We start from the raw sequence: 23,538 nt of genomic DNA, 5'->3' as shown, positions 1-23,538 counted from the left end.
CCAGTTCGTATTTTCTGGAAGAAGGGCTTGCGCCGATGCTTCGACAATTGTAGAAGTAGGGCGTGTCGTCGAAGCTCGATCGTCACGCCGAGCAGCTCGCCGTGCTCGGGCACCCCGTGCGGCTGGCTGTCCTGCGCTTCGTTGTGCAGGCCGGCGCGGAGGGCGCCTCCGCCGGCGACATCCAGGCGCACGTCGGACTGGCCGCCTCGACGCTGAGCCATCACCTGAAGCGGTTCGTCGATGCGGGCATCCTGAGGACGCGCGGGGAAGGGACGTTTCATTACTACAGCGCCGACTACGAGGCGCTCCGTGCCCTGACCGCGTACCTGTGGGAGGACTGTTGCAAGCGCGGCAAGGCGTGCTGCTGAGTTTTTTTTGCCCTCCATTTCGAACTTTTTGGAAGGAAGGTGCGCGATGAATGTCCTCAAGCCTCATGTCTCGCTCAACGTCTCCAACATCGATGCCTCGGTCGCGTTCTACGAGAAGGCCTTTGGCGTGAGCGCCACAAAGCGTCGTCCCGGCTATGCGAAATTCGACCTCGCGTCGCCTTCGTTGAACCTCACGATGCAGGAGGCGCCGCGCACGGGCGTCAACGCGAGCCACTTCGGCGTCCAGGTGGCGAGCACGGAGGACGTGCTCGAGGCCAAGAGCCGCTTCGAGGCCGCGGAGCTCAGGACCTTCACGGAGGAGGACACGGCCTGTTGCTACGCGGTGCAGGACAAGGTCTGGATCGAGGACCCCGACGGCAATTCGTGGGAGGTGTTCGTGGTGAAGGGCGAGGCGGCCGTGATGGGGAGTCAGCCCGCGGTGCCCTCGAAGAGCGATGCCGCGAAGAGCGATGCCGCGTGCTGCGCGCCGGCGTGCTGCGCGCCGTCCAAGCTCGACGATGCCGCCGCGCGCTGATCTCCCCCGCAGGGCCGTCGCCGAGGCGCTCGGGACGGCCCTGGCTGCTGCCGGTACGGACTAGAACGCCGAATAGGTTGAAATTCAGCTAAATTCAACAGATTGTGGCACCCGTCAGAGTCGCCGAGGAGCACGCTGGAAGGGCACGGCACCCAGTCAGACGAGAGACCGCAAGGGCGCAAGGGGCGCAAGGGAACAGAGATAGAATTATATTCTTCTCCCCCCTTGCGCCCTTGCGCCCTTGCGGTCCTCTTCCCATGAGTCGATTTTAGCGGAATTTCAATGTGATCGGCATTCTAGAGGCGCCTCGGCGCAGGCGGACTGCCGGCGATCGCCGGCAAGCGGCGCCTCGGCGCAGGCGGACTGCCGGCGATCGCCGGCAAGCGGCGCTTCGGCGCAAGTCAACTGCCGGCGATCGCCGCCGGGTGGCGTCTCGGCGCAAGTCAACTGCCGGCGATCGCCGCTTGGTGGCCCTTCGAAGTAAGGCTTCTTACGCGAGATTGCCGCCCGGTGGCACCTGATCGTAAGGACTCTTACTCGAATCGCCGCCCGACACCTGTTCCGCGCAAGTGGACAGCCGCGCACCCGGCGGCAGGCGGCGAAAAAAGTAAGATGGCTTACTTCCGTGAGGTGGAGGGCGGCAGATCGAGCAAGGCGTCTTCCCTCGCGCGCCCCGCGCGGGGGCTTGATCGTGGCGCGGAGGCCAGGAGCGCCAGGATCAGGCGCCGTCGAAGGAATCGTCGTCGTCGCCGGCAGCGGGCGGCGCGGCGTCGTCGGCCGGCGCGGGCTCGGCCTCGCCCTCGGCGCCGCCCTTGCGCACGCGCCGGTCGGCCCGGGCGGACTCGCGGTGGAGCCGGCCGAGGAGGCGGTCAGCGATCTCGCCGGTCGCCGCCTTCTCGAGGGCGAGGTTCGTCTCGACCGCGCGGGCCACGCGGATCCAGCCGTTGCGGGCGTTCAGCACCTCGCGCGGCGTCGCCCCGTCCGTGTTCGACGGGGCGCTCAGCGCGAGCTGATCGCGCTGCGCCTCCACCTTCTCGATCTCGAGCGCGGCCGCGACCCAGGCGTCCACCACCTGCGCGAGCGGCCCCTCGGGCGTCTTCAGCTTCTTGAGCAGCTTCTCCGAGGCCTCGTCGAGCCGCGACCGGAGCAGCTTGGCGTCGCCCGCCTGGTCGCCGTAGCTCCGCGAGATCGCCTTGAGCCCCGCCGGCGCGAGCCGATCCCGCAGATCGAGGAGCGCCGCCGCGAAGGCGGGATCGTCGGTCAGCTCGGCGAGCGCGCCGAGGTAGTTGTACGCCCCGCGGAGCTTGCGGTCGTGCGTCGCGTCGAGCGCGAGCGCCCTCTCCATGAGCGTCTTCGCCTGCTGCTGCAGGCTGGAGCCGAGCCGCTGCGTGGTCAGGATCCGGCCGTGCGCCTCCTCGACCGCGGGCAGGAGCGGCGCGAGCAGCGGCAGCGACGTGAAGACCTTCCGATCCTGCGCCGGATCGAGCCAGGGCGCGGAGATGTTGACCATCGCCTGGGGACTGAGATTGCGATAACCCATGAGATACCCTCCTTTGGTAAGGGGCGCTCCGAGTGTCGGTCCTGGGCTGGCTGAGTGCAAGCTGCTGGGCGCCCGGACTGGCGTCGCGATCTTGCTCCGTGGCCGGGGACGGGCGATGGCCCTCGAGCCACGGAGCGATGCATCACCCTGGCCGAGCGAGAGGCGGCCTCCCGCCATCGTCGGGCTGGCCGCGTCCTACAGCGAGCGCGTTGCTGCCTGTAGGTCAAGCCGCCGCCGCGTGACGAGCCGCCGGCGATCGCGTAACCGATCGCCTCGCCGGAGCGAGCCTGAACGGGTAGAGTCGCGGCCGCGATGGGACGCGTAACCTGGGGCGTTGGCAACGTGATCGATCTCGAGACCCGCCGGGGGCTCTTCGTTCTCGCGCAGATGTGCAGGTCCCCCTACCTCGTCCTCTTCCGTCACTTCCGCCGGGATCGCGATTGGCAGGGGACAAGGCTCGTTCCGACGGACGCCCTCTTCTGCACGGCCGTCACCCGGCAGCTCCTCAGATCGAGCACGATCGGCCGGGTCAAGGGCGTGGAGCCGTTGAACGCCGACCTCCCGACCGTGTGGATCCACCCCGACGCGACGAGCCGGCGGGTGACGGTCTGGGAGGGCACGCCTCACGAGCGCTCGTTCATCACGATCGGTCGCGGCGGGGCGCTCGTGCGCAAGGACGTGAACCATCACGCCGGAGGTCCCTTCAAGCATCCGAGCGGTGTGTTCGACGAGATCCTCGAGCCGTCGATCGCCGACATCGAGACGATCGAGAGGCACGAGCTCACCTCCCTCGCCGTCTTCCCGCTCCTCCAGGAGCGGCTGTTCCTCTGCCATGGCGCGGGGAAGAGCGTCGATCCCGAGAAGCACCTGCTCTTCGATCTCCCCATGCCCCTCGCCTTCGAGCCCTACATCGAGCTCATCACGGCGTCGACGGAGGAGGAGCGCCGCGCGTTGCAGCGGCGATACGTCGCCGCGTAGACGGCGCGTGTGTGCGGCCCGTCGGCGGTGAACGTGGCGAGCCGAAGAACCGACGCTACTGGCGAGCACACAAGCCGCTGAACGGTGAGAATTCTTGGTCATGAACCGGAATGCATGACGGCCCGCAAATTGGGGCAATCCAGGATTCACAGCGCCAGGAGACCCATGGTAATTCACCTCTGCGCGAGGAACAGACGCCGCTCCGGCCGAGGCTGGGCGGAAAGAGGGATGCCGCGCCGGATTGGGCCAGCGCGGCATCCGGTCCCCTTCGTTGGGCCGAGGTGAGCTTTGCTGCGTTCTGCGCTGGTCGTCTGTTGGTCGCATGCAGCGGCCGTCGCGATGTTCCTCCTCGCGCTCACGCCGGCGTTCGCCGCGCCGCCGCCACGGTCGCCGCGGGTGGTGGCCCTGATCAGGGAGGCGGAGGCGGCGTTCGAGCGGCTCGACATCGCGCGCGCCCGTGACCTGTGGGCGCAGATCTACGACATCGAGAGATCCACGGTGGGGATCTGCCAGCTCGGGCAGCTCGACCGCCGCCTCGGGCGCTGGGTGGACGCCGTGGTGGAGCTCACGCGCTGCGTGCGGGAGATGCGCCCGCCGGCCACGCCCAGGGAGCGGAAACTTCACGAGACGCGGCACGCGGACCTGGCCGCGGCGCGGCGGCAGGTGGCGGAGCTGCGTGTGTTCGCGCCCGCCGGGGCGGCGCCGGTGCTCGTCGACGGGCGTCTCGTGGACGAGAGCGGTCGAATCTATGTCGCACCCGGGCAGCACGAGGTCGCTGCGGCGATGCCGGACGGCCGGACGGTGCGCTCCACCGTGCACGTCACCGCGGGAGAATCGGAGCCGCGCGCCGTCCTCCTGAGCGCCGAGCCGGCGAGCCTTCCGCTGGTCGCTCCGCCGCCGGCGAGGCCGGCGGGCGCGCCGGCACAACCGGCAGCGCCCCCGGGGCGGTGGCTTCTCTACGCGGGCTCAGCAGCATCGGGCGCGTTCCTGGTATCGGGAATCGTGCTGCACATCGTGGCATCGCTGGAGGACAGCGCCTTGAGGGATGAGATGTGCAAGCCCGACTGGGAGGAGACCGATGCGGCGCGAAGAGCGATGAATACCATCGACGTAGAGCAGCACGTCAGCACGGCAGCCCTCGTCGCCGGCAGCGTGCTGGGGGCCGCGACGCTGGTGGTTGCGGTGCTCCCGAGCAATGCTCAGGTCCGCGCAAGCGCGCGTGGCGCGGAGGTGCGGTTCGCATGGTAGAGCCTGGTACAGTCTGGGAAGGTCACCGGATCCTCAGTGAGGTTCACGACGGCATGGTCCGCACGTTCCTCGCCCAACAGGTCGGCGATGAGGGCGCGACCGTCTGGTTGCACCTGCGCGAGGGCCAACCGATGGACCGGACGGCCTTCGCTTCCGAGCTCCAGCGCTTGCAGGACATCGCGCGAGCGGTCCCGCAGATCGAGCCCGTGCTCTACGGCGACGCGGGCGACTTCTGTTCCTGGGTCGCGTGCCGGCGAAGCCACGGGATCAGCATCATGGACGCGACGCGTGGGGCCGACCTCGGGGTGACCGCGCTGCGGATGGTGATCGAGATCGCCCGCGCGATCCAGCGGTGTCACGCGCTGGGATGGTGCCATGGGGCGCTCGGGCCGGACCGCGTGCTCATCACGTCGAAGCGGGACTACAGCATCAGCCAGTTCGGCCTGGTTCGCCTGTTCCGGATCGAGCCCCACGAGGCGGCGCGGGAGCCGCTGGTGGCGCCTCCTGAGCTGCTGAGCGGCGACCGGGTGGGGCCACGGGCGGACGTCTATGGTCTCGGGGCCTTGCTGTACGAGCTCGTCTGCCGTCGCCCGCTCGACGTCGGCCCGCCAGGTACGTTGGGGGTGCAGCGGGACAGGCCCGCGATCCCCATCGACACGCCGCCCGCTGTGGCTGCCGCCATCGAGATGGCTTTGGAAGAGGATCCGCGCCGCAGGTACAGGAACGTGGACCACCTCATCACCGTGCTCGAGGGCCTCGCGGATGCATGGGCCCCACTGGACCGGGCGCCGAGCCGCGGCGAGGAGCACGCCCCGGTCGCCGGCGTGGCGCCGTCGACCTTGCGCAGCTCCCATCTGGAGGGTCCACGTTCACCAGCGCCGGTGACGGAAGATCCGGGCACCCGGCCGTCCGAGAGCGCGCCGGTGATTGGGGCGCCGAACGAGGATGAGCGCCCGCTGCCGCAGATCCCCCCTCTCGAGGTGCCATCGCCGACGGCTCTCCCTCCGAAGGAGCTGGTCTGGCCGCCGCCGTCCTCGCTCGTCCGAGAACCTGGGCGAGATCCAGTGATTGCCCGGAGCAACCCTTCCGGTACGGCGCCCCGGAAGCTCGCGAGCCGTGTCGCCTTTGCGCTCGCCGCAACGGGCGCGCTGAGCGCTGGCGCGCTCTGCCTCACGCGCCCGATTGTGATCGCGCCCCGCGCGGAGAAGCTTGGGGCGGTGCTGGTCGAGCGGGTGTCGCCACCATGCGAGCAGCAGCGCTTGCCGTCGCGGGTGGGGTCGGCGGGGGCCGCCTCGAAGGAAGCGAGCCGCCGCCCCCGCGCTGCGCTCTCGCGGCGAACCGCGGTGGTGGTGGAAGCCGACCTGCGCCGGCCGTATTGCGAGGCCGGCGATGTGAGCTGTGGTCCTGCGCTGTACTAGGAGGGCTTCTGTCGATGCGATGCGTTCTTCTGTTCATCGGCGCGAGCGCTGGGCTAGGTTGTGTCCCCGATCTCGGCTGCCCCGGCCGAGGCCCACACGAGGGGGACCCCGCCGTGTGGCTCTGGAATGGCACGCAGAGCGAGGCGCACGGCTGCGCGGAGGACACGGATGTTCTCTGGGACGGGTGGAGGAAAGGGGCCTCCACCGCCCCGGAGTCGCCGACGTTCGCACGTGCTTGTGCCGGCATCGTTCGAGACGCCCTCCCGGACGGGTACACCCTTTGCGTGATCCCCAGCCAGGCGGACGATGTCTGCTGGGAGGGATACGAGGACAGCGCGATCTATGTTGAAGAGGACGGAGAAGAGCACGTGATGTGCTGCACACCTAGGGGGAGTCCGCCGACGGTGATCCCTCAGAGCCAGGAGGGATGCACGACATGAGCGAGACGGTCGCAGGTGTCCTCGGGCGCGCGCTCCTGCCCCTGTTCTGGGTTGCTGTGAGCGCCTCGATCTGCGGGTGCATCGCCGATCCCGAGGTCTCGGGGAAGGTGACCGTCTCGCGGAATGGCGAAGGCCTGGTGATCGACACCGGCGGCAACGGTACGAAGGCCGTGGGGGTAAGCGATGCCGTCTCAGGGATGTGCATCGTACGCAACCAAGGTGAGCTCAGCGTGACGGTCGCGAAGGATGGCGAGACGCTTTCCTTCTTCGACGTGATGGACCAGGCCGACTCGCCTCACGCGTCCGCGAGAATCGACGGAGAGCTGTACCAGGGCGCATGCGAGATCGTCGTCCAGGAGCAGCAAGGTGACCCATACGAGGCCGACGTGGCGGCGGGGCCGTGTGACCTCATCCGCCTCTTCGACGGTGCGAAGGCGCGCCTCGAGACGGCGGTCTTTCACGTCTCGGACTGCAGCGGGGCCGACTAGCCGGGAGGGGCTGCTGGGGCTATAGCGCCTTGTCCGGCGGTGCATCGCTGGCCAGCGCCTGGGCGCGAGCTGCGCGGACCGCCACGAGCCAGTGCTCATGGTCCGGGTCGCTGTCCCACGGCGGGAACTTTCCATGGAGTGTTTCCCGGCATTCGCGCGCCGCCGCCTCGGCCGTCGCAAGCTCGCTCTCGCCGTCGGGCGCGTCCTCGACGCGGTCGGCGAAAGCTCGCCAGGGCTCCGAGGTGGAGTGGCTCAGATTCAGCCACGGTCGGCCGGGCTCTCCGTCGAAGAGCCCACCGCTGCTCTGGAGATAGCCTTCACCCCCTCTGGAAGGCGCGGAGCGCCTCGGGCCGGTGCTGCTCGGCCGCAGCGTCGGACGACAGGGTTCGCCAGTGGTAGGTCCGGTGGAGGCGCGATGTCGCGTCGGCCGCCGCACGTTCGCGCTCGCCTGCAGGTGCCACCTCGAAGACCCTGACGGACGCGAAGAACGCGCTCTCGACGGCGCCGAGCAGCATCGGCCACGATGGGGCGAACTCCCCGGAGACGGGGACCTGGCCGCTCTGGAGGGCGCTCGCGCCGGACCTCGGGTCGGCGCCATTCGGCCCCGGAGCGTCGACCCACTCCCTGAATCTCTCGTGGTGCGCCGCTGCCCATGCGCGGTCCTCCTCCGGCAGGTCGTCGAGCCATGCTTCGGCGCACAGCGTGCCCAGGACCTCGAAGTGCGCCTTCCAGCCGTCGGGATCCCTGGTCGCAAACAGCCGGTGCCCGAGGGCCGCCTCGCAGAGGCCGCGGCGTACGAGGGGCTTCGGCTTCCCCATCGAAGACTTCATCCATCTGCTCCGGGTTGACCGTCTGGGGTACGTGGGCTCTCCGCCCGTTAAGCGGTGATATACCTACCAGAAGATCCGACCCGCAGCAGCCGGCTCCACGCTGACACCGGACCACGCGAGCGTCCTGATGAAGCGGACACCGCACGTCGCCACGACCGCCACATGCTGGGTCGACAGGTAGGCTGCGCCAGCCTCCACAGCCGGGAAGAATCCATAGTACCGCAGGCACAACCCCCATGCGTTGCACACGGGGATGCGCCCGAAGTCGAGCCGGGCCGAGAGCTCGAAAGACAAGGGCGCGCGGAACGGCATGACCCGGACGGCCGCCGCCGGGCCTCCCAGGACGCCGAGCCAGCGTGCGTCGCCGCCCAGACCGAAGAGCCCCATGTCGGCGCCGATGCCAACGTCCACGGCGTCACGGACGGGCCACCGGCGCAAGCCGGTGACCGACGGCATGATGCCTCCCGTCGCATGCGCGGCACGGGCCCCCAGCACGACGTAGGCCGCCTTGACGTCGATCTCCCATCGAGGCGGCGCGCGCTCCTCCGCCCGGGCGCCCATGGACACGAGCGAGAGGGCGACCATCCCGGCGCACGGCCTCGTCAGCGCGCTACTTGCCCATCTCCGGCGAACCATCGTCGGCCTGCGCCTTTCTTCGAGCAGCGCGGACCGCCGCGAGCCAGTGCGGCTGGGCCGGGTCGCTGTCCCACGGCGGAGCCACCCGGTAGAGCGTGTCCCAGTATTCCCACGCTGCCGCCTCGGCCGTCGCCGTCTCGCTCTCACCTTCGGGCGCATCCTCGACGCGGTCCACGAAAGAACACCAGGGTTCTTTTGCGAAGGTGCTCATGCTACGCCACGGTCCAGCAGGCTCGCCGCCGAAGCGTCCATCGCTGCTCTGGAGATAGCCCTCGTAGGCGCTCTGCGCGAGGGCAGTTCGCCGGCGGTGGTTGACCGACATCGTGCAGGTGTCGCGGTACGCCTCTGCCCAGATGCGGTCCTCCTCCCGCACGTCCTCTCGCCATGCGCTCGCATACAGCGCGCGCAACTCCTGCTCGCGTGCCGTAAGCTCCTTCGGATCGTCCGGAATCGGCAACGCCCTGATGGCTCGCTCGCGCGCGGCGCTTGGACCGGGAAGCGCAGGTGCCCCGATCTCCCAGATAGCGGGTGGCGCCAGCATCGGGGGGATGGGCCTCGTCAGCGTCTTCGGTTTTCCGCGGCGCCCGATCCGAAAGCCCCTCCGGAAAGCGCGGAGCGCCTCGACCCGGTGCTCCTCAGCGGTCTCGTCGGATGTCAGCATCCGCCAGAGATAGCTCCTGTGGAGGCGCGATGTCGGATCGGCCGCGTCACGCTCGGTCGCGCCGGTGCGCTCTTTCGTTAAGCCCTCGATCATGGCAAAGCATGCGCTCTTGACGGCCTCCAGCAGCATCAGCCAGGGTGGCGTGGGCTCTCCGTCGAAGCGCCCATGGCGGCTCTGGAGATCCCCCGCATTCGCCTTGTGGCCGATACAAGGGCATCCGGAATCGTCAATCCACCGGCTGAATTTCTTGCGATACGACTCTGCCCATGCGCGATCTTCCTCGGCCAGGTCATCGTCCCATGCTTCAGCGCACAGCTGGCCGAGATTCTCGATGTGCCATTTCCAGAGAGCGGGATCTTTGGTCGTGAACAGGCCGTATCCGTAACCTGCCTCACGCACGTTGAGCATTCCAGGGGGGAGTTTCGCCAGCCACCTCATGGCCGATCTCCCGGCTGTCCGCCCGTCGGGTCCGTGGGCTGTCCGCCCGTCGGGTCCGTGGGCCTGGGCGGGCAACCCCAGCCCGGTCCAGCGCCGAGCGGGCAGAGGAGAGGGACGAGGCGAGGAAAGGCCCATCCAGGAGGAGGCGCGGGTAGCGCGATCAGGGTATTGATGATGTCGTCGATGTCGACCGCACCGGGGTCCGTCACCTCGGCCGGCGCCTTCTCCGGGTCATAGCGAAAATCCCACACGAAACGGCACTCGACGGTCGCTCCGCCCGGGATCGGCAGGCTGTTCAAGAGATTGGTTTTTCTTGCTTGACGCTCCACGGATGCCCACTCGTCCATGCACATCAGGTACGTCACCAAGAAAGGCCGTTTTATGAGACAATCGCGCATGTCGTCCACAATGAACGGCGGCTCCTGGTCGGCCCAGTTGGTCCAATGACTGCCAGCCTGGTAGCGGCACTGGATCTTACCCATTTGATCGCCCTCTGGCCTGCCCTTGAGCCAATCGATCGCCGCGGAGTTCATGCCCAAAGTCTTGAGCCTTGATCTCTCCTCGCGTGGCATCATCGCGATCTGGTCTCGCAGCTCGTCGCGGTCGCCGGGATCCACGATAGAGCAGCCGCAGGTGAACAGAACGAGCAAGACGCCGCGCAGATGGTTCATCGGTTTCCCCTCCCAGATTGACCGATCCACGCCCCCCGCGGATGGTGGGCAACCTTACCAGCGCCGCTCCGCGCAGGTCAAGGCCCGAAGGACCACACGGGGGACGGTGACCGGCGCCCATGCGCTGCCGCTGGTCGGGGCTCCGCACGCGATTCGGTGAACCGGCCGAACATCGGTTCACCGGGCCGGGGGAGCACCGTGATCCCGCCCCTCACCAGCAGCGCAGAGTTGGGGCGTTCTTTCGAGCGCGGCTTCGCGAACGCTCGCGCCGCTCAGCTTTCGTTGAGAAGGCACGAACTCGGCGGCGTCCGCCCCGGATCACCGGCGCCGTCTCCCGGTCTCGACTCGAATACGATCCCATGGGTGGTGCTGCACTTTGCCCCGAAGTACAGCACTCGCACTCAAAGTGCAGCACTCTGCGGAAGCGAAGTGCAGCACTCACGACCCCTCCGGGGGATCGAACAGCGACAACTGGACCGGCCCGGGCGGCGGCTCGGGAGGAGGCGGAGGAACGGCCTGGACCGGGGATGCCGGCGGAGGCGGAGGCTCGCTCCGGCGCTTCTTCAGGGCGGGCGTCGGCTCGGTCACGAGGCGCAGGAAGCCCCGGTTGTTCGGGAGCGCCCGTGCTGGCGCGGAGGGCTCGCGATGAGTGAGCGGCTTCGCCTCGGGGGCGGGCCCCTCTGCCTCGGTCAGGAGCGTGTCCAGCAGCTCGTCCAGCGTCCAGACGTGGTCGGTGATGCCGGCCTGCATCGCGGGCGTGACGCGCAGCGTGCGGATGACGCGGGTCAGGTTGTAGGCCACGTAGTTCAACGCCACGGCGGCGGCGTGGTGGTCGGCCTTCTTGCTGAAGGCGTAGCAGAGCCGCCGCATGCGCCCGTTGCTGTGGCGCGTGGAGCCGTTCAGGCGCTCCACGTAGGACGTCGACGCCTTGGCCGGGTCGGGCGCCCCGTAGACGGTCGTCTTCGTGATGAACGGGTCCCGCGGTGGCTCGTACCGGTGGTCATCGTCGCGCCGGCCACGGCTGCCGGAGCGGTAGTTCTTGACCGTCTGCATGTAGTCGATGGACTTACCGAAGGACTCGCCCACCGCGGAGATGTACGGGGCGAAGCCGTCCGACGTGAGCTGCGGCATCACCAGCATGCGGGCGCGCAGGTCAGCGATGAAGGCGTCCGTCGTCGCCTGCTCGCGCTTGCCGACACGCCAGGAGATGACCATGCGGCTCGTCGCGTCGATGGCCACGAAGGTGTACGCCTCGCCCACGTCGGGTGGGTCCTTCTCGGTCACGCGAGACTGCTTCTTCTGGACGAAGGACCAGATCTCGTCGACCTGGACCAGGCTGCACTGCACGTCTCGCACGAGGCGGTCATGCAGGCGCACCGCACCGCACCGGCGCCCAGCGCCAGCAGAAGGCGCGTGATGGTGCGGTGGTTGACCTCGGTCATGCGCTCGACCGCCCGGATGCTGTTGCCATCCAGCAGGGCAGCCAGAACGCGCACGCGCTTCTCCGCCGGGAGCACGTTCGCCACGGGACCCTTGCCTTTCCCCCGGCGTCGGCCCATGCTGCGCGTCGCGTAGTGCGCTGGACGGGCCACCGTCCGGTGTTCCGCAGCCCCGTCTTCGGGTACCAGCCGAGGGCGGGCGCTTTCGTCTAAGGTCCCCTGATTATAGCGGCTTTGCCGAGGAAAACCGCTCGGAACGGTGCGGAGGAGGGGGCGCTAGGACATCGGATGTCATAGCCGAGCGGGCGCGTTGCGCGGGGTGCACGGCGAGCTGGCGGGTACTGCAGTCCGGGCGTGACGAGGCGCGTAGCGCCCAGGGCAGGCGCCCGAGATCGCCTCGGGCTTGCGCCACGCCGGGCGGGTCGACTAAGTTGGCCACCTCTCTGAATACCCCGGTGACACCATGATGCTCCGCTCGATCGATTTCGTCCAGTCCGAAAACAAGCCGCTGGAGTGGCGCTTAGAGCGGCTCGCCCTGCAGCAGATCAACCTTGTAGTCGGCAAGAACGCTTGCGGCAAGAGCAGAACTCTGAGGGCGATAGGCAACCTTGCAAGGTTCGTGTCTGGAACAATGAAGCCAGGCGCGCGCCGCGAACAGGACGTATCTTATATCGCCAACTTCGCCGCCGACGCATCTGGAGCCCAGACCGCGTATACATTGAAGATAGTGGATTCTCGCATCACTGAGGAGATGCTCAGGATCAATGGCGCCGACAAAATCGTGAGAGGAGCGGGAGGGGCGGGCCACATATACTTTGACAAGCTGGCACAGTTCCTCGAATTCCAAACCCCCGAGGACGAGCTTGCATCTGTGAATCGGCGCGACTCGATTCAACACCCATATCTTGACGAGCTGCATGGATGGGGACAGGCGTCATTTTATTATCGATTCAACAGCCTGGATCTCGGGAAGCTTGATATTGTGTCGTTTCGCCCTGTCGAATCTCCTGACAAAGGAGCGCATCCTTCATCTTGGCCCGTTCATCTTGTTTACAAGATTGGCGCAGAGAATTACGCAAACGAATTCAAGTCTTCTGTCTTGGTCGATATGCGCAGGCTTGGTTACCCACTGACAGATATCGTGCTGCGGTCGTACGACGGCGTGCCCAAGGAGCTTCAGGACAAGGGCATGACTGACCCTGTTTGTCTCTGCATTGCAGAAGAAGGGCTCGCCGATCCGGTTGATCAGTTCAACATGTCGGACGGGATGTTTCGAGCGCTTTCAATTATTATGCGCGTTAACCATGCGGCCATAAGCGGTCAGCCAAGTTGCGTAATTATCGACGACATTGGTGAAGGGCTCGATTATGAGCGCTCTTGCATTCTGATCGAGCTGCTCATCGAAAAGGCGAAGAGTGCCGGAGTTCAGCTTGTCATGGCGACGAATGATCGCTTCGTTATGAACAGCGTGCCGCTCGAATACTGGACTGTGCTGAGCCGTGGACGCGCCGCGCACGGGAATGGGACACAAGTAAAAGTCTACAACTACGAGACTCACAAAAAGACGTTCGACGAGTTCGCATACACTGGGCTCAACAACTTCGACTTCTTGGCCACGCGATTCTTCGAGGAGGGGCTCGATGAGCGAGAGTAAGCTTGCGGTCTTCGTTGAAGGGCAGGCCGAGCAGATCTTCGTCAGGAAGCTTGTTGAGCAGATTGCCGGTGCCCAGAACGTCCGGATTGTCTCCTTTAAAGCGCTGGGAGGCCGTCAGGGCGGGGCACCACGTAGATTGGTCGCGATGACAGTAGAGCGGCCTGAGCCGCTCGCGCGCTATTATGTCCAGATCGTCGAGTGTTGTAATGACGACAGGGTTGCGTCGGACATTCGCGACAATTATGACAGTCTTGTTCGGCAGCAGTTTAAGGCCATTATCGGTGTGCGAGACGTTTACCCAAGGGCGCGCGCCGAGATCCAGAAGATTCGCCAGCTGGTTACCTATGGTCAGAAAACCAAGCCAATTCAAGTAAGCAATGTGCTTGCGGTGATGGAGGTAGAGGCTTGGTTCCTGGGTGAACATACCCACTTCGCGCACATCGGCACCGGGATTTCGCTGGCTGACATTGCAAGTTCTCTCGGATTTGACCCAAGCGCTGAAAACATGGAGCAAAGGGATCATCCGGCCAAGGATCTCAATGATGTGTATGCACTTGGTGGATGCCGTTACCAGAAAAGGGGGGCTCAGGTCCAAGCCACCGTTGACGCGCTCGATTACGAGCACCTATACCTCAGTCTTGCCGATCGAATGGCCAGCCTCGGAGAACTCGTCGACGCATTGAACCGATTTCTGGCTGCATAGATGCACTTCGCCGCCTTCGCTATGGCCGCTCAAGCTGCTGCTGCGCCCGGAGAAGTGCCGGGCGCCTATCCCTTGATGTCGTGCTGGCTGGTGCGCCGCGTGGGCTTGCGCCCGTTCATCTCCGCCACGTGCGGAGCTTCAGTTCTAGCGCCTCCGGGCGAAACGAACCGCTGTGGCATGGTGGCGCGCCTACTCCCTCCGCACGTAGATCCGCTCGATGGCGTTGAGGATCTGGAGGGCGCCGCAGGCTTCGGCGACAGCGTCGCGTTCGGCCTCGACCTACCCGCCGTCCTCGGCCATCTGAGCCATCACGGCGATCTCGCGCAGCACCTCGCCCGGCGTGCGCCCCTCGTTGTGGGCGATGGCCTCGATGACGGGTTCCAGCGGCTGCCCGCAGAGCCTCGGACCCGGCACCATGTGAGGCCGGATGGGGAACGGCGGGGCGCGTGGGTCAGGCCACTCGGGCGGGATCCAGGAGGACGCGACGTCCTGCGGCCAGTCGCGTGCGATGGACACAGTCGGCCGGTAGCCGTTCGCGCGGAGGTACGCCTCGATGTCGTCGGGCGAGACGCGGCGCGTGATGGGCTTCCTGGGGAACGTGACGCTCATCCGGTGCTTGGGGTCGCGGATGTTGATCTTCATCGCCGCCACCTCAGGAGCCGCAAGGCGAGCGCCTCACGCGCGATGCGTAGGCGCGACGCTGCCGTGAACGGGCTCATCCCGCGCTGCCGGGCGAACGCCGAGAGGCTCTCCGGAGCGTCGACAGCCAGGAGTATCTCCTGATGGCGCGGCTCCAGCCGTGCGATCGCCCGGAGCAGGTCGCGCGCCTCGACCTGGGCGTGGAGGTCCGGCCCGACGATCCCGCGAAGCCTGCCGAGCGGCTGCGGGTCCAGGATGAAGCGCCGCACGTAGGCGCTCCCGAAGTAGTGCGACGCCTGCCGCCAGGCGATGCCGTGGAGCCACTTCCGCAGCGCGTCCCGGGGCTTCAACTTCGGGTCCGGCCGGTAGAGCCCCCGCCTCACAGCGCGCCACGCGGCGACGAGCACGATCTGCTCCACGTCGGCACGGTCGCGCTTCGGGATGCCAGCCAGCGTGGCGAGGATGATGCCGCGCTCGGCGAGGATCGCCTGCATCGTCGGCTTCTTCCTGGGATGTCGTGCGGCAGGCGGGCGTCGGCCCCCCTTCCGCTGGCGGCTCACATGGGCCTCCCGCAGCGGTCGCACTTGCCGGCATCGACCGGCCCGGGCGACAGGATGCGCTCCAGGCCGAGACCAGCGAGCCGCGCGACGCGCAGCGCGAGCCCTGCGGACCCCGGCGTCCGCCCGTTCGCCACGAAGCGAACGGTGTTGCAGCAGACGCCGATCTCGCGGGCGATCTCCGCCCACGTGCGGCTGCGGTTCAGGTTCTAGAGCACCGCGCGCAGGGCGGCGCTCTCCTCTCGGGTCAGGACGACCGAGCCGTGTCGCCCCTTGGGCGCACCGCTCCCTTTGCCCAAATTCGGGCGTAAGTGTACGACGGACATGTCGGACCTCGTCGCTCGGGGTTCGGCCACGCAGCCCGGTCGGTTGCCGCCGACGCGGGCTGCACTTCTTCGGCCGAACTTAGCCCGTCAGGCGAGGTCCGGAGTCAAAGTGCAGCACTCAAAACCAAAGTGCAGCACTACCATCCCATGGGCTTTCCTCCTCGCGCACCTGCCGCTCTGAGACGGACGGGTCGCCTCGAGCGTCATCCGCCCTTCTCTCCTCCAGCCCCCGACTCCCTCCGTTCGGCCGCCTCGTGCGCGAGCGCGCCCGCATGGATGGCCCGCACCTCGTCGATCGTGCTGGCGTCCACCGCCGTCTTGTCGGGCCGGTACCGCTTCACGCGCGCGAAGCGGAGCGCGACGCCGCCGGGGTACTGCGGGCTCGCCTGCACGCCGTCAAAGGCGATCTCGACGACGAGCTCCGGCCGCACATGGACCGTGTACGCGTCGCGGGTGATCTCGAGCTCGAGCAGCCGCTGCGTCTGCCACGCGAGCACCTCGTCGGTCATGCCCTTGAACGTCTTGCCGAGCATGACGAACCCGCCGGAGCCGGGGTCGCGCGCGCCGAGGTGCAGGTTGCTGAGCAACCCCCGGCGCCTGCCGCTGCCCCACTCGACCGCGAGCACGACAAGATCGAGGGTGTGCGCCCGCTTCACCTTGAGCCACGAGCTGCCGCGACGCCCGGCCTCGTAGGGGGCGGCGAGCGACTTGGCCATCACCCCCTCGTGGCCGCGGGCGAGCGCGTCGGCGAAGAACGCCTCGCCCTCGGTCCCCGTCGGCAGCTCGATGCGCGGGACACGCAGCGACCTGTCGAGCACCTGCCGGAGCGCGGCGGCGCGCTCGCCGCCGGACCGGTCGAGCAGGTCCTCGCCGTCGAGGTGCAGCACGTCGAAGAAGATGGCGCGGAGCGGCAGCTCGGCCCGCAGCGCGGCCACGTCGAGCATGCGGCCGAAGCGGCGCATCGTGACCTGGAACGGGTGGGGCGCGCCGTCCGCGCGAAAGGCGATCGCCTCGCCGTCGAGCACGACCGAGCGGACAGGGAGCGCCCGCACCGCCTCGACGATCTCGGGGACCGCGTTCGTGACGGAGCCGAGGCTGCGGCTGAAGACGCGCACCTCGTCGCCGGCCTTGTGCACCTGCACGCGCGCGCCGTCGAGCTTCCACTCCAGCGCCGCCGCGCGCAGCTCGCCCAGCGCCGAGGCGACGTCGTCGGCGGCCTGCGCCAGCATCGGCTGCACCGGGCGGAAGAGCTGCAGCGAGAAGCGCTGGAGCCCGAGCGCCCCCTCGAGCAGCGCGGCCTTGGCGACCTCGGCCGCGTCGCCGGCCAGCATGACCGCGCGCCGCAGCGAGGCCGGCGGCAGCCCCGCGGCGCGCGCCACCGCCTCGATCATGACCGCCTCGAGCGCGCCCTGGCGGAGCTCGCCGACGAGGAGCCGCGCGAAGAAGTCGCGCTCGAGCTCGGTGGCCCGAGCAAGGAGCCCACCGAGCGCCGCGCGGCGCTGCCCCGCCGACCCAGGGCCCGAGATGCGCGCGATCTCGCTGAAGACCGCGTCGGCCTCCACCAGGGTGAGCGTGGGCTCGGTGGCGGACGGGCCGGCGCGGCGGGCCTCGGTGACCATCGCGGGCCCGAACCCGATCCGGCCCTGGCGCAGCCGCCCGGCGAGCCAGTCGACGCCGATCTGCACCTCCTCCGGCGAGAGGCGGCGCAGGAGGCCGGCAAGCGCACCGATCTTTTCGAGACGGCTGGAGGTCGCGGCAACACGATCAGACGTGGCAACGAGGTCGGAAACGAGCACGCAGATATCCTACCCTGGCCCTTCGAGAGCGCACGCTCGAGGGGCCGTGTGATGAGGCCGCCGCGGTGTGTCCTCTACAACCGAGCCGAGGAACTCCGCAGGATCAGACCGGACCCACAGGCGCCAAGAGCACTCCGCATGGGCTGAGAGAGAGCCTACCAAAGGGTGTAAGGCCGCGGGGCAGAAAAGCGCTTTTTCGTGCCGAATCGCGACGATTGTCCCTTGCGACCACTTACGGGTAGTCGCTGGAGATTATCACATGAATTCACCTGCGAACGCTGACCCGTGCTCTTCGGTACCCCGCGTGCCTCGCGTGTCTCGCGCAGCAGACTCGGGGCCTTCGTGCGGCGCTCGATCGATGCGCCGCAAGGGGCGACAGGGCGCCTCGCATTACTTCTTCAGCGGGTGGACCATTTCGGTTTCCGATGCGTGCCTGCGTTTCTCCGGTGCCCGCGCCGTGAGCCGGCGAAAGCGCCGCCCGCCCTTCCAAGATCCCGTGTGCCGCGCGTGGCGAGTCGCGGGGCGCGAAGCGGCCGACGCGCCTGCGCCGCCCCGGGGCGGAGGGGCGCGCGGAGCGATCCTCCTCGTCCCTCGACTACCGAGCACGCCACAACCCGAGGGCCCCGGCGCGCCCGCCCCCCCGACGGCACGATCGCTCCGTTTAGTTGACCTCCGCCGCTGGCCTTGATACCGGGTTGGCTGTCAGCGCGCCGTGGGCAGGTGAACACGGCGGGCGGGCGCCGTTTTCCTCAACAACAGCTCAGGAATAGCGCCCCCCGCTGCAAAGGCCGTCTGTTTTTGGCCTTGGGAGCAGCTGGCTTGGTTTTTGCGCAGCACCTCTCCGGCAGCTTGGCTGTAACGGGAGGCGCTGGCGTGGTGTTGGTGTCCTCACGGGAAGGCGACGGAGGTTCTTCGATGGTGGAGCGGCAAGTCCGGAAGCGGGTCGGCGTCGTGATGGGCGGCTCGTCGGGCGAGCGCGATGTGTCCTTGCGCTCGGGCGCGGCCGTCGCCGAGGTGCTCGAGGCGCGCGGGTACGATGTCGTCCGGATCACGCTCGGGGACCGGTTCGGCGCGGAGCTCTGCGCCACGCTGCAGCGCGCGCGGCTCGACGCGGCGTTCCTGGCCCTACATGGGCGGCTCGGTGAGGACGGGTGCGTGCAAGGCCTCCTGGAGCTCGCCCAGATCCCGTACACCGGGTCGAGCGTGCTCGGGAGCGCCCTTGCGATGGACAAGCTCAAGGCCAAGGAGATGTTCCGGCTGCACAACGTGCCGACGCCTCCCTACTACACTGTGGGTGCGCACCAGGACCTCGCGGAGCTCGACGCGATCCATGGCTCGTTCGGGTTCCCGGTCATCGTGAAGCCGCGCGGCGAGGGGTCGAGCCTCGGGGTGACAAAGGTCGGGTCGCTCGAGGAGCTCCAGGCGGCGCTCGCGCTGGCGTTCGAGTTCGACGACGCCGCCATCGTGGAGCGGTTCGTGGCGGGGACCGAGGTCAACGTGGGCATCCTGGACAGGAAGGTCCTTGGCGCGATCGAGATCGTCCCGAAGAAGGGGCTTTATGACTACGAGGCCAAGTACACGCCGGGGATGACCGAGTACCACATGCCGGCGCGCCTCCCGCCGACCCGCTATCGCGGGGTCCTGAACCTGGCGGAGCGGGCGGCCCAGGCGCTCGGGTGCACCGGCGCTGTGCGCGTGGATCTGCTCGTGACCGGCGGAGAGAACGAGTACGTGCTCGAGGTGAACACCCTGCCGGGCATGACCCAGACGAGCCTCCTGCCGAAGATCGCGGCGGCCGCAGGCTACGATTTCGGCGACCTGTGCGAGGCCATGCTGGCGAGCGCCCGGCTGCACCAGCCGGTGCGGCGCCGCGCGCCCGCCGCCTCGGAGCTCCGGCTCAACGAGCGCGGACAGGCCGAGAAGCGGCTGCGCCTCGTGAAGTCGGCCGTCTGAGGGCGGGCGCCCCGCCCGGGGGGCGGCCCGGCAGGCCTCTGCTTGGGCGATTCGCGACTGGCATGGTCGCGGATCCCTGCCGGCGACGCCCGGCGAGCCGTCGATCGCCGTCGGTGCTGCCCGCGCGCCGTGTCGCCGGACGGCGGCGCCGCGCGGCGATCAGCGCCGCAGCGAGCAGCCAGGGCGCGAGCGCGCCGGCCTGGACAGGGCCGGCGATGGGCGCCACGGCGCAGCCGTTGCCGTGAACACGCGGCCCGCCGCTCACCTCCGGGGCCGGCGGCGCGCCACCGGAGTCGCCGGCGCCACCGGAGCCGCCGTTGCCGCCCGCGCCGGTCGCCGCGGCGGCGCCGCCGCCCTGGCCATCGCCGCCCGCGCCGGCGTCGCCGCCCGCGCCGCCGGCGCCCGCGCCGCCGGTTGTCTCCGCGAGCAAGCAGCCCCCGGCGATGCACTCGCCGCCCGGACAGGGCGCGCCCTCGAGCTTGTAGCGCCGTTCGCAGGTGCCGGTCGACCGCTCGCAGACGGCGCGCCGGCAGGTGGAGGAGTCGGGCTGCGGACAGAGGAAGGGATCGCCGCCAACGCAAACGCCGTTCTGGCAGGTATCGGTCTGCGTGCAGGCGTTGCCGTCGTCGCAGGAGCTGCCGTCGGGCTTGCGCGGGCTGGAGCAATCGCAGGCGTCGCCGGTCCCGTCGCCGTTGACATCGGCCTGGTCGGGGTTCGCGATGAGAGGGCAGTTGTCCACCGTGTCGATGACGCCGTCGGCGTCGTCGTCGTCATCGCAGGCGTCGCCGAGGAGGTCGCCCGCCGACAGGCCACCATCGGTGTTGGCCTGGAGCGTGTTCGGGACCGCAGGGCAGTTGTCCTCGCTGTCGGCGATGCCGTCCTCGTCGGTGTCGAGCTCGCAGGCTCCGGCCCTGCACTGCCCGCTGAGGCACTCCTTCGGGAGCGAGCACGCGGCGCCGACGGGCTTCTTCGGCAGGCAGTCGCCGCCGGTCGCCGCGCAGTAGGCCGAGTCGGCGCACTGGGTGTCGAAGGTGCAGCCCGTGAGGCAGGCGCCCGCGACGCAGCGGTACTCGGCGCAAGAACGCGTGTCGCCCTCGGCGCAGACCCCGCGCCCGTCGCAGAGGGAGGCCTCGACGAGCCCGGAGGTGCCCTTGCACGAGGCCGCGCCGCAGGGGACGCCCTGCGCCTGCAGCTGGCAGCCGCCGCGGCCGTCGCAGACGCCGGTGGTGCCGCAGGAGGAGGCAGGCTCCGCGGCGCAGTCGTCGTCCGGATCGGCGCCGGCCTGGATGGGCCCGCATGCGCCGTCGGGGCCGGCGCCCTTCTTCGCGGTGGAGCAGGCCATGCACGCGCCCGCGCAAGGGGCGTCGCAGCAGACGCCGTCGACGCAGGAGGCGCCGGCGCAGTCCGCGTCGGTGTCGCAAGGATCGCCGGGGAGGGCAGGGGTGAAGAGCTCGCCGTCGGCGAGGATGCCGCCGGGCCCGTCGCCGCCAGTGACCAGGACCTTGCCATCGCTCAGCAGCGTCGCCGCATGGTTGGATCGCTGGAAGTACATCGTCTCTGCCGGAGACCAGCTGTCGGTGGCCTGGTCGTACACCTCCGCGGTCGCGCTCCCCTTATAGCCATAAGCGCCGGCGATGCCCGCCACGATGAGAACCCGCCCGTCCAGGAGCGACGTGGCTGTGTGGCGCTGGCGCGCGGCGCTCATGGGAGCCCGTGCCGTCCAGCGATCGGTCGCCGGATCATACGCCTCCGCGGCCGCGAGGTTGGCGTAGTCGGCCCCATAACCGCCTACGACGAGGACCTGGCCGTCATCGAGCAGCGTGGCCGTGTGGCTCTGGCGCGCGGCGCTCATCGGCTCTGTCGCCGACCAGGTGCCCGTGTCGGGGTCGAAGATCTCCGCGCTCGAGAGGTTGGTATAGTCGGCCCCATAACCGCCCGCGGCGAGGACCCGCCCGTCCCTCAGCGACGTCGCCGTGTGACCCTGGCGCGCGGTGCTCATTGGCTCTGTCGCCGACCAGGTGCCCGTGTCGGGGTCGAAGATCTCCGCGCTCGAGAGGTTGGTATAGTCGGCCCCATAACCGCCCGCGACGAGGACCCGCCCGTCGCTCAGCAACGTCGCCGTGTGGAGCTGGCGCGCCGTGATCATCGGCTCTACCGCTCTCCAGCCGCGCGTGTCGGGGTCGAAGATCTCCGCGCTGGAGAGGCTGACATGGTCGATCCCTTGGCCGCCCGCGACGAGGATCCGCCCATCGTTCAGCCGCGTCGCCGTGTGCGCGCTGCGCGAGTCGCTCATCGCCTCCGCCGCGGTCCAAGTTCCCTGCGCCGGGTCGAAGATCTCCGCGCCCGAGAGGCTGACATAAGCGGTTCCGTAGCCGCCCGCGACGAGGACCCGCCCGTCGCTCAGCAACGTCGCCGTGTGGTCGTAGCGCGCGTCGAGCATCGGTGCTGCTTCCGACCACGGGCTCGCGCCCGCCAGGTCGTAGATCTCTGTGCTCGCCTCGAAGTCCTGGTTGCCGCCCGTCACGAGCACATCGCCGCCCGGGAGCAGCGTCGCGGTGTGAGCGCTGCGGCCCGCGACCATCGCCGGCACGTTCGACCACGAGCCTGCCGCCGGGTCGTAGATCTCCGCGCTCGCCAGGGGCCCGGACTCGGACGACGCGGACCCGCCCGTGACGAGGACCGATCCGCCGTCCAGCAGCGTCGCGGTGTGGCGAGCGCGCCCGACGCTCATCGGCGCCGTGAGCGCCCAGCTGTCGCTCGCCGGGTCGTAGATCTCCGCGCTCGCGAGCTCTCCCTCTTCCTCTTCCTCCTCGCCCTCGTCGTTCCGGTCGTTCGTCGAGAGGCCCGTGACGAGGACGCGTCCGTCGTTCAGACGCGTCGCCGCGTGCTCCTGGCGCGCGATGCGCATCGGCGCCGCGGCGGTCCAGATGTTCTCGACCGGGTCGTAGATCTCCGCGCTGTCCAGCGCGCCCCGCCACTCGAGTCCGCCTGTGACGAGGACCCGCCCGTCGCCGAGCGGCGTCGCCGTGTGCTGGTAACGACGAACGCTCATCGGCGCCGCGGCGGTCCAGATGTTCTCGGCCGGGTCATAGATCTCCGCGCTGTCCAGCGCGAGCTCACCGTCGAGGCCGCCCGTGACGAGGACCCGCCCGTCGCCGAGCGGCGTCGCCGTGTGCCCTTCGCGCGGGGCGCTCATCGGTCGCGTCGGCGTCCAGCGGTCCTCCGCCGGGTCGTACAGCTCTGCGCTCATCAACAAGCCATCGCTGTCCCGGCCACCCACGACCAGGACCTGCCCGCTGGCCAGCAGCAGGGCGGCGTGCCGGCCGCGCGCCTCGCTCATCGGCCGCGTCGGCGCCCAGCTGTCGTCCGCCGGATCGTACAGCTCCGCGCTCGCGAGATAGCCTTCGTCGCCATGGCCGCCCACGACCAGGACCCGCCCGTCGTCACCGCCGAGCCGCGTGGCCGTATGCTCGGCGTCCCGCCTCGTGGCCACCGCGCCGACGGGGCGCCACAGCGGATCCACGAGCAGGAGCTCCCCCGACGCCTCGACCAGCAGCGCGATCTCCGCCCCGCGCGCCTCGAGGCGCGCCGCGATCGGTCGTCCGCCTTCCGCGAACGCTCGCGGCGCGGTGACGCGCAGCCGCGGCATCCCCGCCGCGTCCACCACCTCGACGGCCTCGCCGCGCTGCCGCAGCGCCGCGCCGTCCACCTCCCAGACCGCCGCCGGCTCGCCCGCCGGTACGGCGCCCGGCTCCACGGTGAGCCATTCCTCGATGCCTCCGTCGGCCGCCCGCCAGAACGACGCGCCGCCCGCGCGGCCGTAGATCACCGCGCCGTCGACCACCGCCCCCGGGCCGGAGGCGCCGGTCTCCCGCACCCGCACCTCGAAGCCGCCCGGGCCCGAGAGCCGCATCCAGCCGCCGCCGTCGCGCGGCAGCGCGGCCTGGAGACGCGGCCCGCGCCCCGCCAGGCCAGGCGCGCCCAGCGCGAAGCCGTCGCCGGTCGCCGCCGGCGCGCCGGGAGCACCGCTGCCCAGCACCTCGGCGGCCTGCGCCGGGAACCGGCGCTGCACGAGCGCCGCCGCCGCCGCCGCCGCGCCGTCGTGCCCCGCCGCGCACCCGAGCGCGCCCATCCACCCCACCACGGCCAGCACCAGGACGGCCATGGCCAGCACACGAAGCCCCGACCCTGCTCGCATACAGGCGAATGTCTCACGCGGG

The 23,538-nt window shown here is 69.2% G+C and carries 19 protein-coding genes and 1 pseudogene; 9 read left to right on the top strand and 11 right to left on the bottom strand.

The features are described from left to right. Nucleotides 1–62 precede the first annotated feature (62 nt). Nucleotides 63–368, top strand: coding sequence for an ArsR/SmtB family transcription factor (locus tag WMF28_RS34500; RefSeq protein ID WP_437480477.1), 306 nt, complete (start codon nt 63–65; stop codon nt 366–368). A gap of 46 nt (nt 369–414) precedes the next feature. Further along, nucleotides 415–903, top strand: coding sequence for an ArsI/CadI family heavy metal resistance metalloenzyme (locus WMF28_RS34495; protein WP_437575385.1), 489 nt, complete (start codon nt 415–417; stop codon nt 901–903). Between the two features lie 718 nt (nt 904–1,621). Here the strand turns inward: WMF28_RS34495 and WMF28_RS34490 are convergent. Beyond that, complete coding sequence (locus WMF28_RS34490) at nt 1,622–2,443, bottom strand: hypothetical protein (RefSeq protein ID WP_437597764.1); 822 nt, start codon at nt 2,441–2,443, stop codon at nt 1,622–1,624. A gap of 312 nt (nt 2,444–2,755) precedes the next feature. Here WMF28_RS34490 and WMF28_RS34485 point away from each other — a divergent pair, with 312 nt between their 5' ends. The 4 genes from WMF28_RS34485 (at nt 2,756) to WMF28_RS34470 (ending at nt 7,015) form a co-directional block, all read left to right on the top strand. After that, nucleotides 2,756–3,421 (top strand): hypothetical protein, encoded by a 666-nt coding sequence (locus tag WMF28_RS34485; protein ID WP_437597763.1) that lies wholly within the window; start codon nt 2,756–2,758, stop codon nt 3,419–3,421. A 288-nt stretch (nt 3,422–3,709) separates the two neighbouring features. Continuing rightward, entirely contained in the window at nt 3,710–4,669 is a 960-nt protein-coding gene (locus tag WMF28_RS34480) for a hypothetical protein (RefSeq protein ID WP_437597762.1), read from the top strand. 53 nt (nt 4,670–4,722) lie between these two features. After that, nucleotides 4,723–6,087 (top strand): serine/threonine-protein kinase, encoded by a 1,365-nt coding sequence (locus WMF28_RS34475; protein WP_437597761.1) that lies wholly within the window; start codon nt 4,723–4,725, stop codon nt 6,085–6,087. Between the two features lie 496 nt (nt 6,088–6,583). Beyond that, complete coding sequence (locus WMF28_RS34470; protein ID WP_437597760.1) at nt 6,584–7,015, top strand: hypothetical protein; 432 nt, start codon at nt 6,584–6,586, stop codon at nt 7,013–7,015. 317 nt (nt 7,016–7,332) lie between these two features. Here the strand turns inward: WMF28_RS34470 and WMF28_RS34465 are convergent, their stop codons facing one another. The 5 genes and pseudogenes from WMF28_RS34465 to WMF28_RS34445 all read right to left on the bottom strand — a co-directional run bounded on the left by WMF28_RS34465 (nt 7,333) and on the right by WMF28_RS34445 (nt 11,810). Next, a complete protein-coding gene (locus tag WMF28_RS34465; protein WP_437597759.1) occupies nt 7,333–7,845 on the bottom strand; it encodes a hypothetical protein in 513 nt (170 codons plus the stop codon). Between the two features lie 63 nt (nt 7,846–7,908). Then, entirely contained in the window at nt 7,909–8,430 is a 522-nt protein-coding gene (locus WMF28_RS34460; RefSeq protein ID WP_437597758.1) for a hypothetical protein, read from the bottom strand. A 25-nt stretch (nt 8,431–8,455) separates the two neighbouring features. Then, on the bottom strand, nt 8,456–9,550 hold the full coding sequence (locus WMF28_RS34455; protein ID WP_437597757.1) for a hypothetical protein: 1,095 nt from the start codon (nt 9,548–9,550) through the stop codon (nt 8,456–8,458). A 26-nt stretch (nt 9,551–9,576) separates the two neighbouring features. Continuing rightward, entirely contained in the window at nt 9,577–10,251 is a 675-nt protein-coding gene (locus WMF28_RS34450; protein WP_437597756.1) for a hypothetical protein, read from the bottom strand. 438 nt (nt 10,252–10,689) lie between these two features. After that, nucleotides 10,690–11,810: pseudogene (locus WMF28_RS34445) on the bottom strand (transposase). Nucleotides 11,811–12,153: 343 nt separating this feature from the next. Between WMF28_RS34445 and WMF28_RS34440 the strand changes: the two are divergent. Beyond that, nucleotides 12,154–13,344, top strand: coding sequence for an AAA family ATPase (locus WMF28_RS34440; RefSeq protein ID WP_437597755.1), 1,191 nt, complete (start codon nt 12,154–12,156; stop codon nt 13,342–13,344). Continuing rightward, nucleotides 13,331–14,047: a hypothetical protein gene (locus WMF28_RS34435; RefSeq protein WP_437597754.1), complete on the top strand. Its 717-nt coding sequence runs from the start codon at nt 13,331–13,333 to the stop codon at nt 14,045–14,047. The genes WMF28_RS34440 and WMF28_RS34435 overlap by 14 nt, the downstream gene beginning before the upstream one ends. 279 nt (nt 14,048–14,326) lie before the next feature. On the opposite strand, the gene WMF28_RS34430 is transcribed toward WMF28_RS34435, so the two are convergent. From WMF28_RS34430 to WMF28_RS34415, 4 genes are all read right to left on the bottom strand, one after another. Beyond that, the gene (locus tag WMF28_RS34430; protein ID WP_437597753.1) at nt 14,327–14,689 is read right to left on the bottom strand and encodes a hypothetical protein; all 363 of its coding nucleotides are present in this window, start codon (nt 14,687–14,689) and stop codon (nt 14,327–14,329) included. Next, nucleotides 14,686–15,246 carry an RNA polymerase sigma factor gene (locus tag WMF28_RS34425; RefSeq protein ID WP_437597752.1) on the bottom strand — a complete coding sequence of 187 codons (561 nt, stop codon included), beginning with the start codon at nt 15,244–15,246 and terminating at the stop codon, nt 14,686–14,688. The genes WMF28_RS34430 and WMF28_RS34425 overlap by 4 nt, the downstream gene beginning before the upstream one ends. Beyond that, complete coding sequence (locus WMF28_RS34420) at nt 15,243–15,380, bottom strand: hypothetical protein (RefSeq protein WP_437597750.1); 138 nt, start codon at nt 15,378–15,380, stop codon at nt 15,243–15,245. Before WMF28_RS34420 ends, WMF28_RS34425 begins: the two co-directional genes overlap by 4 nt. 392 nt (nt 15,381–15,772) lie before the next feature. Continuing rightward, nucleotides 15,773–17,365, bottom strand: a complete 1,593-nt coding sequence (locus WMF28_RS34415) for an ATP-dependent DNA ligase (RefSeq protein WP_437597749.1) — start codon at nt 17,363–17,365, stop codon at nt 15,773–15,775. Nucleotides 17,366–18,280: 915 nt separating this feature from the next. Between WMF28_RS34415 and WMF28_RS34410 the strand changes: the two genes are divergently transcribed. Further along, nucleotides 18,281–19,318 carry a D-alanine--D-alanine ligase gene (locus WMF28_RS34410; protein ID WP_437597748.1) on the top strand — a complete coding sequence of 346 codons (1,038 nt, stop codon included), beginning with the start codon at nt 18,281–18,283 and terminating at the stop codon, nt 19,316–19,318. Here the strand turns inward: WMF28_RS34410 and WMF28_RS34405 are convergent. Next, entirely contained in the window at nt 19,263–23,516 is a 4,254-nt protein-coding gene (locus WMF28_RS34405; protein ID WP_437597747.1) for a kelch repeat-containing protein, read from the bottom strand. The two genes, WMF28_RS34410 and WMF28_RS34405, sit on opposite strands and share 56 nt — an antisense overlap. Nucleotides 23,517–23,538: the final 22 nt, after the last annotated feature.

The organism is Sorangium sp. So ce590 (assembly GCF_051521365.1).
Classification (GTDB): Bacteria; Myxococcota_A; Polyangia; order Polyangiales; family Polyangiaceae; genus Sorangium.
This window is presented reverse-complemented; position numbering and strand designations above follow the sequence as displayed.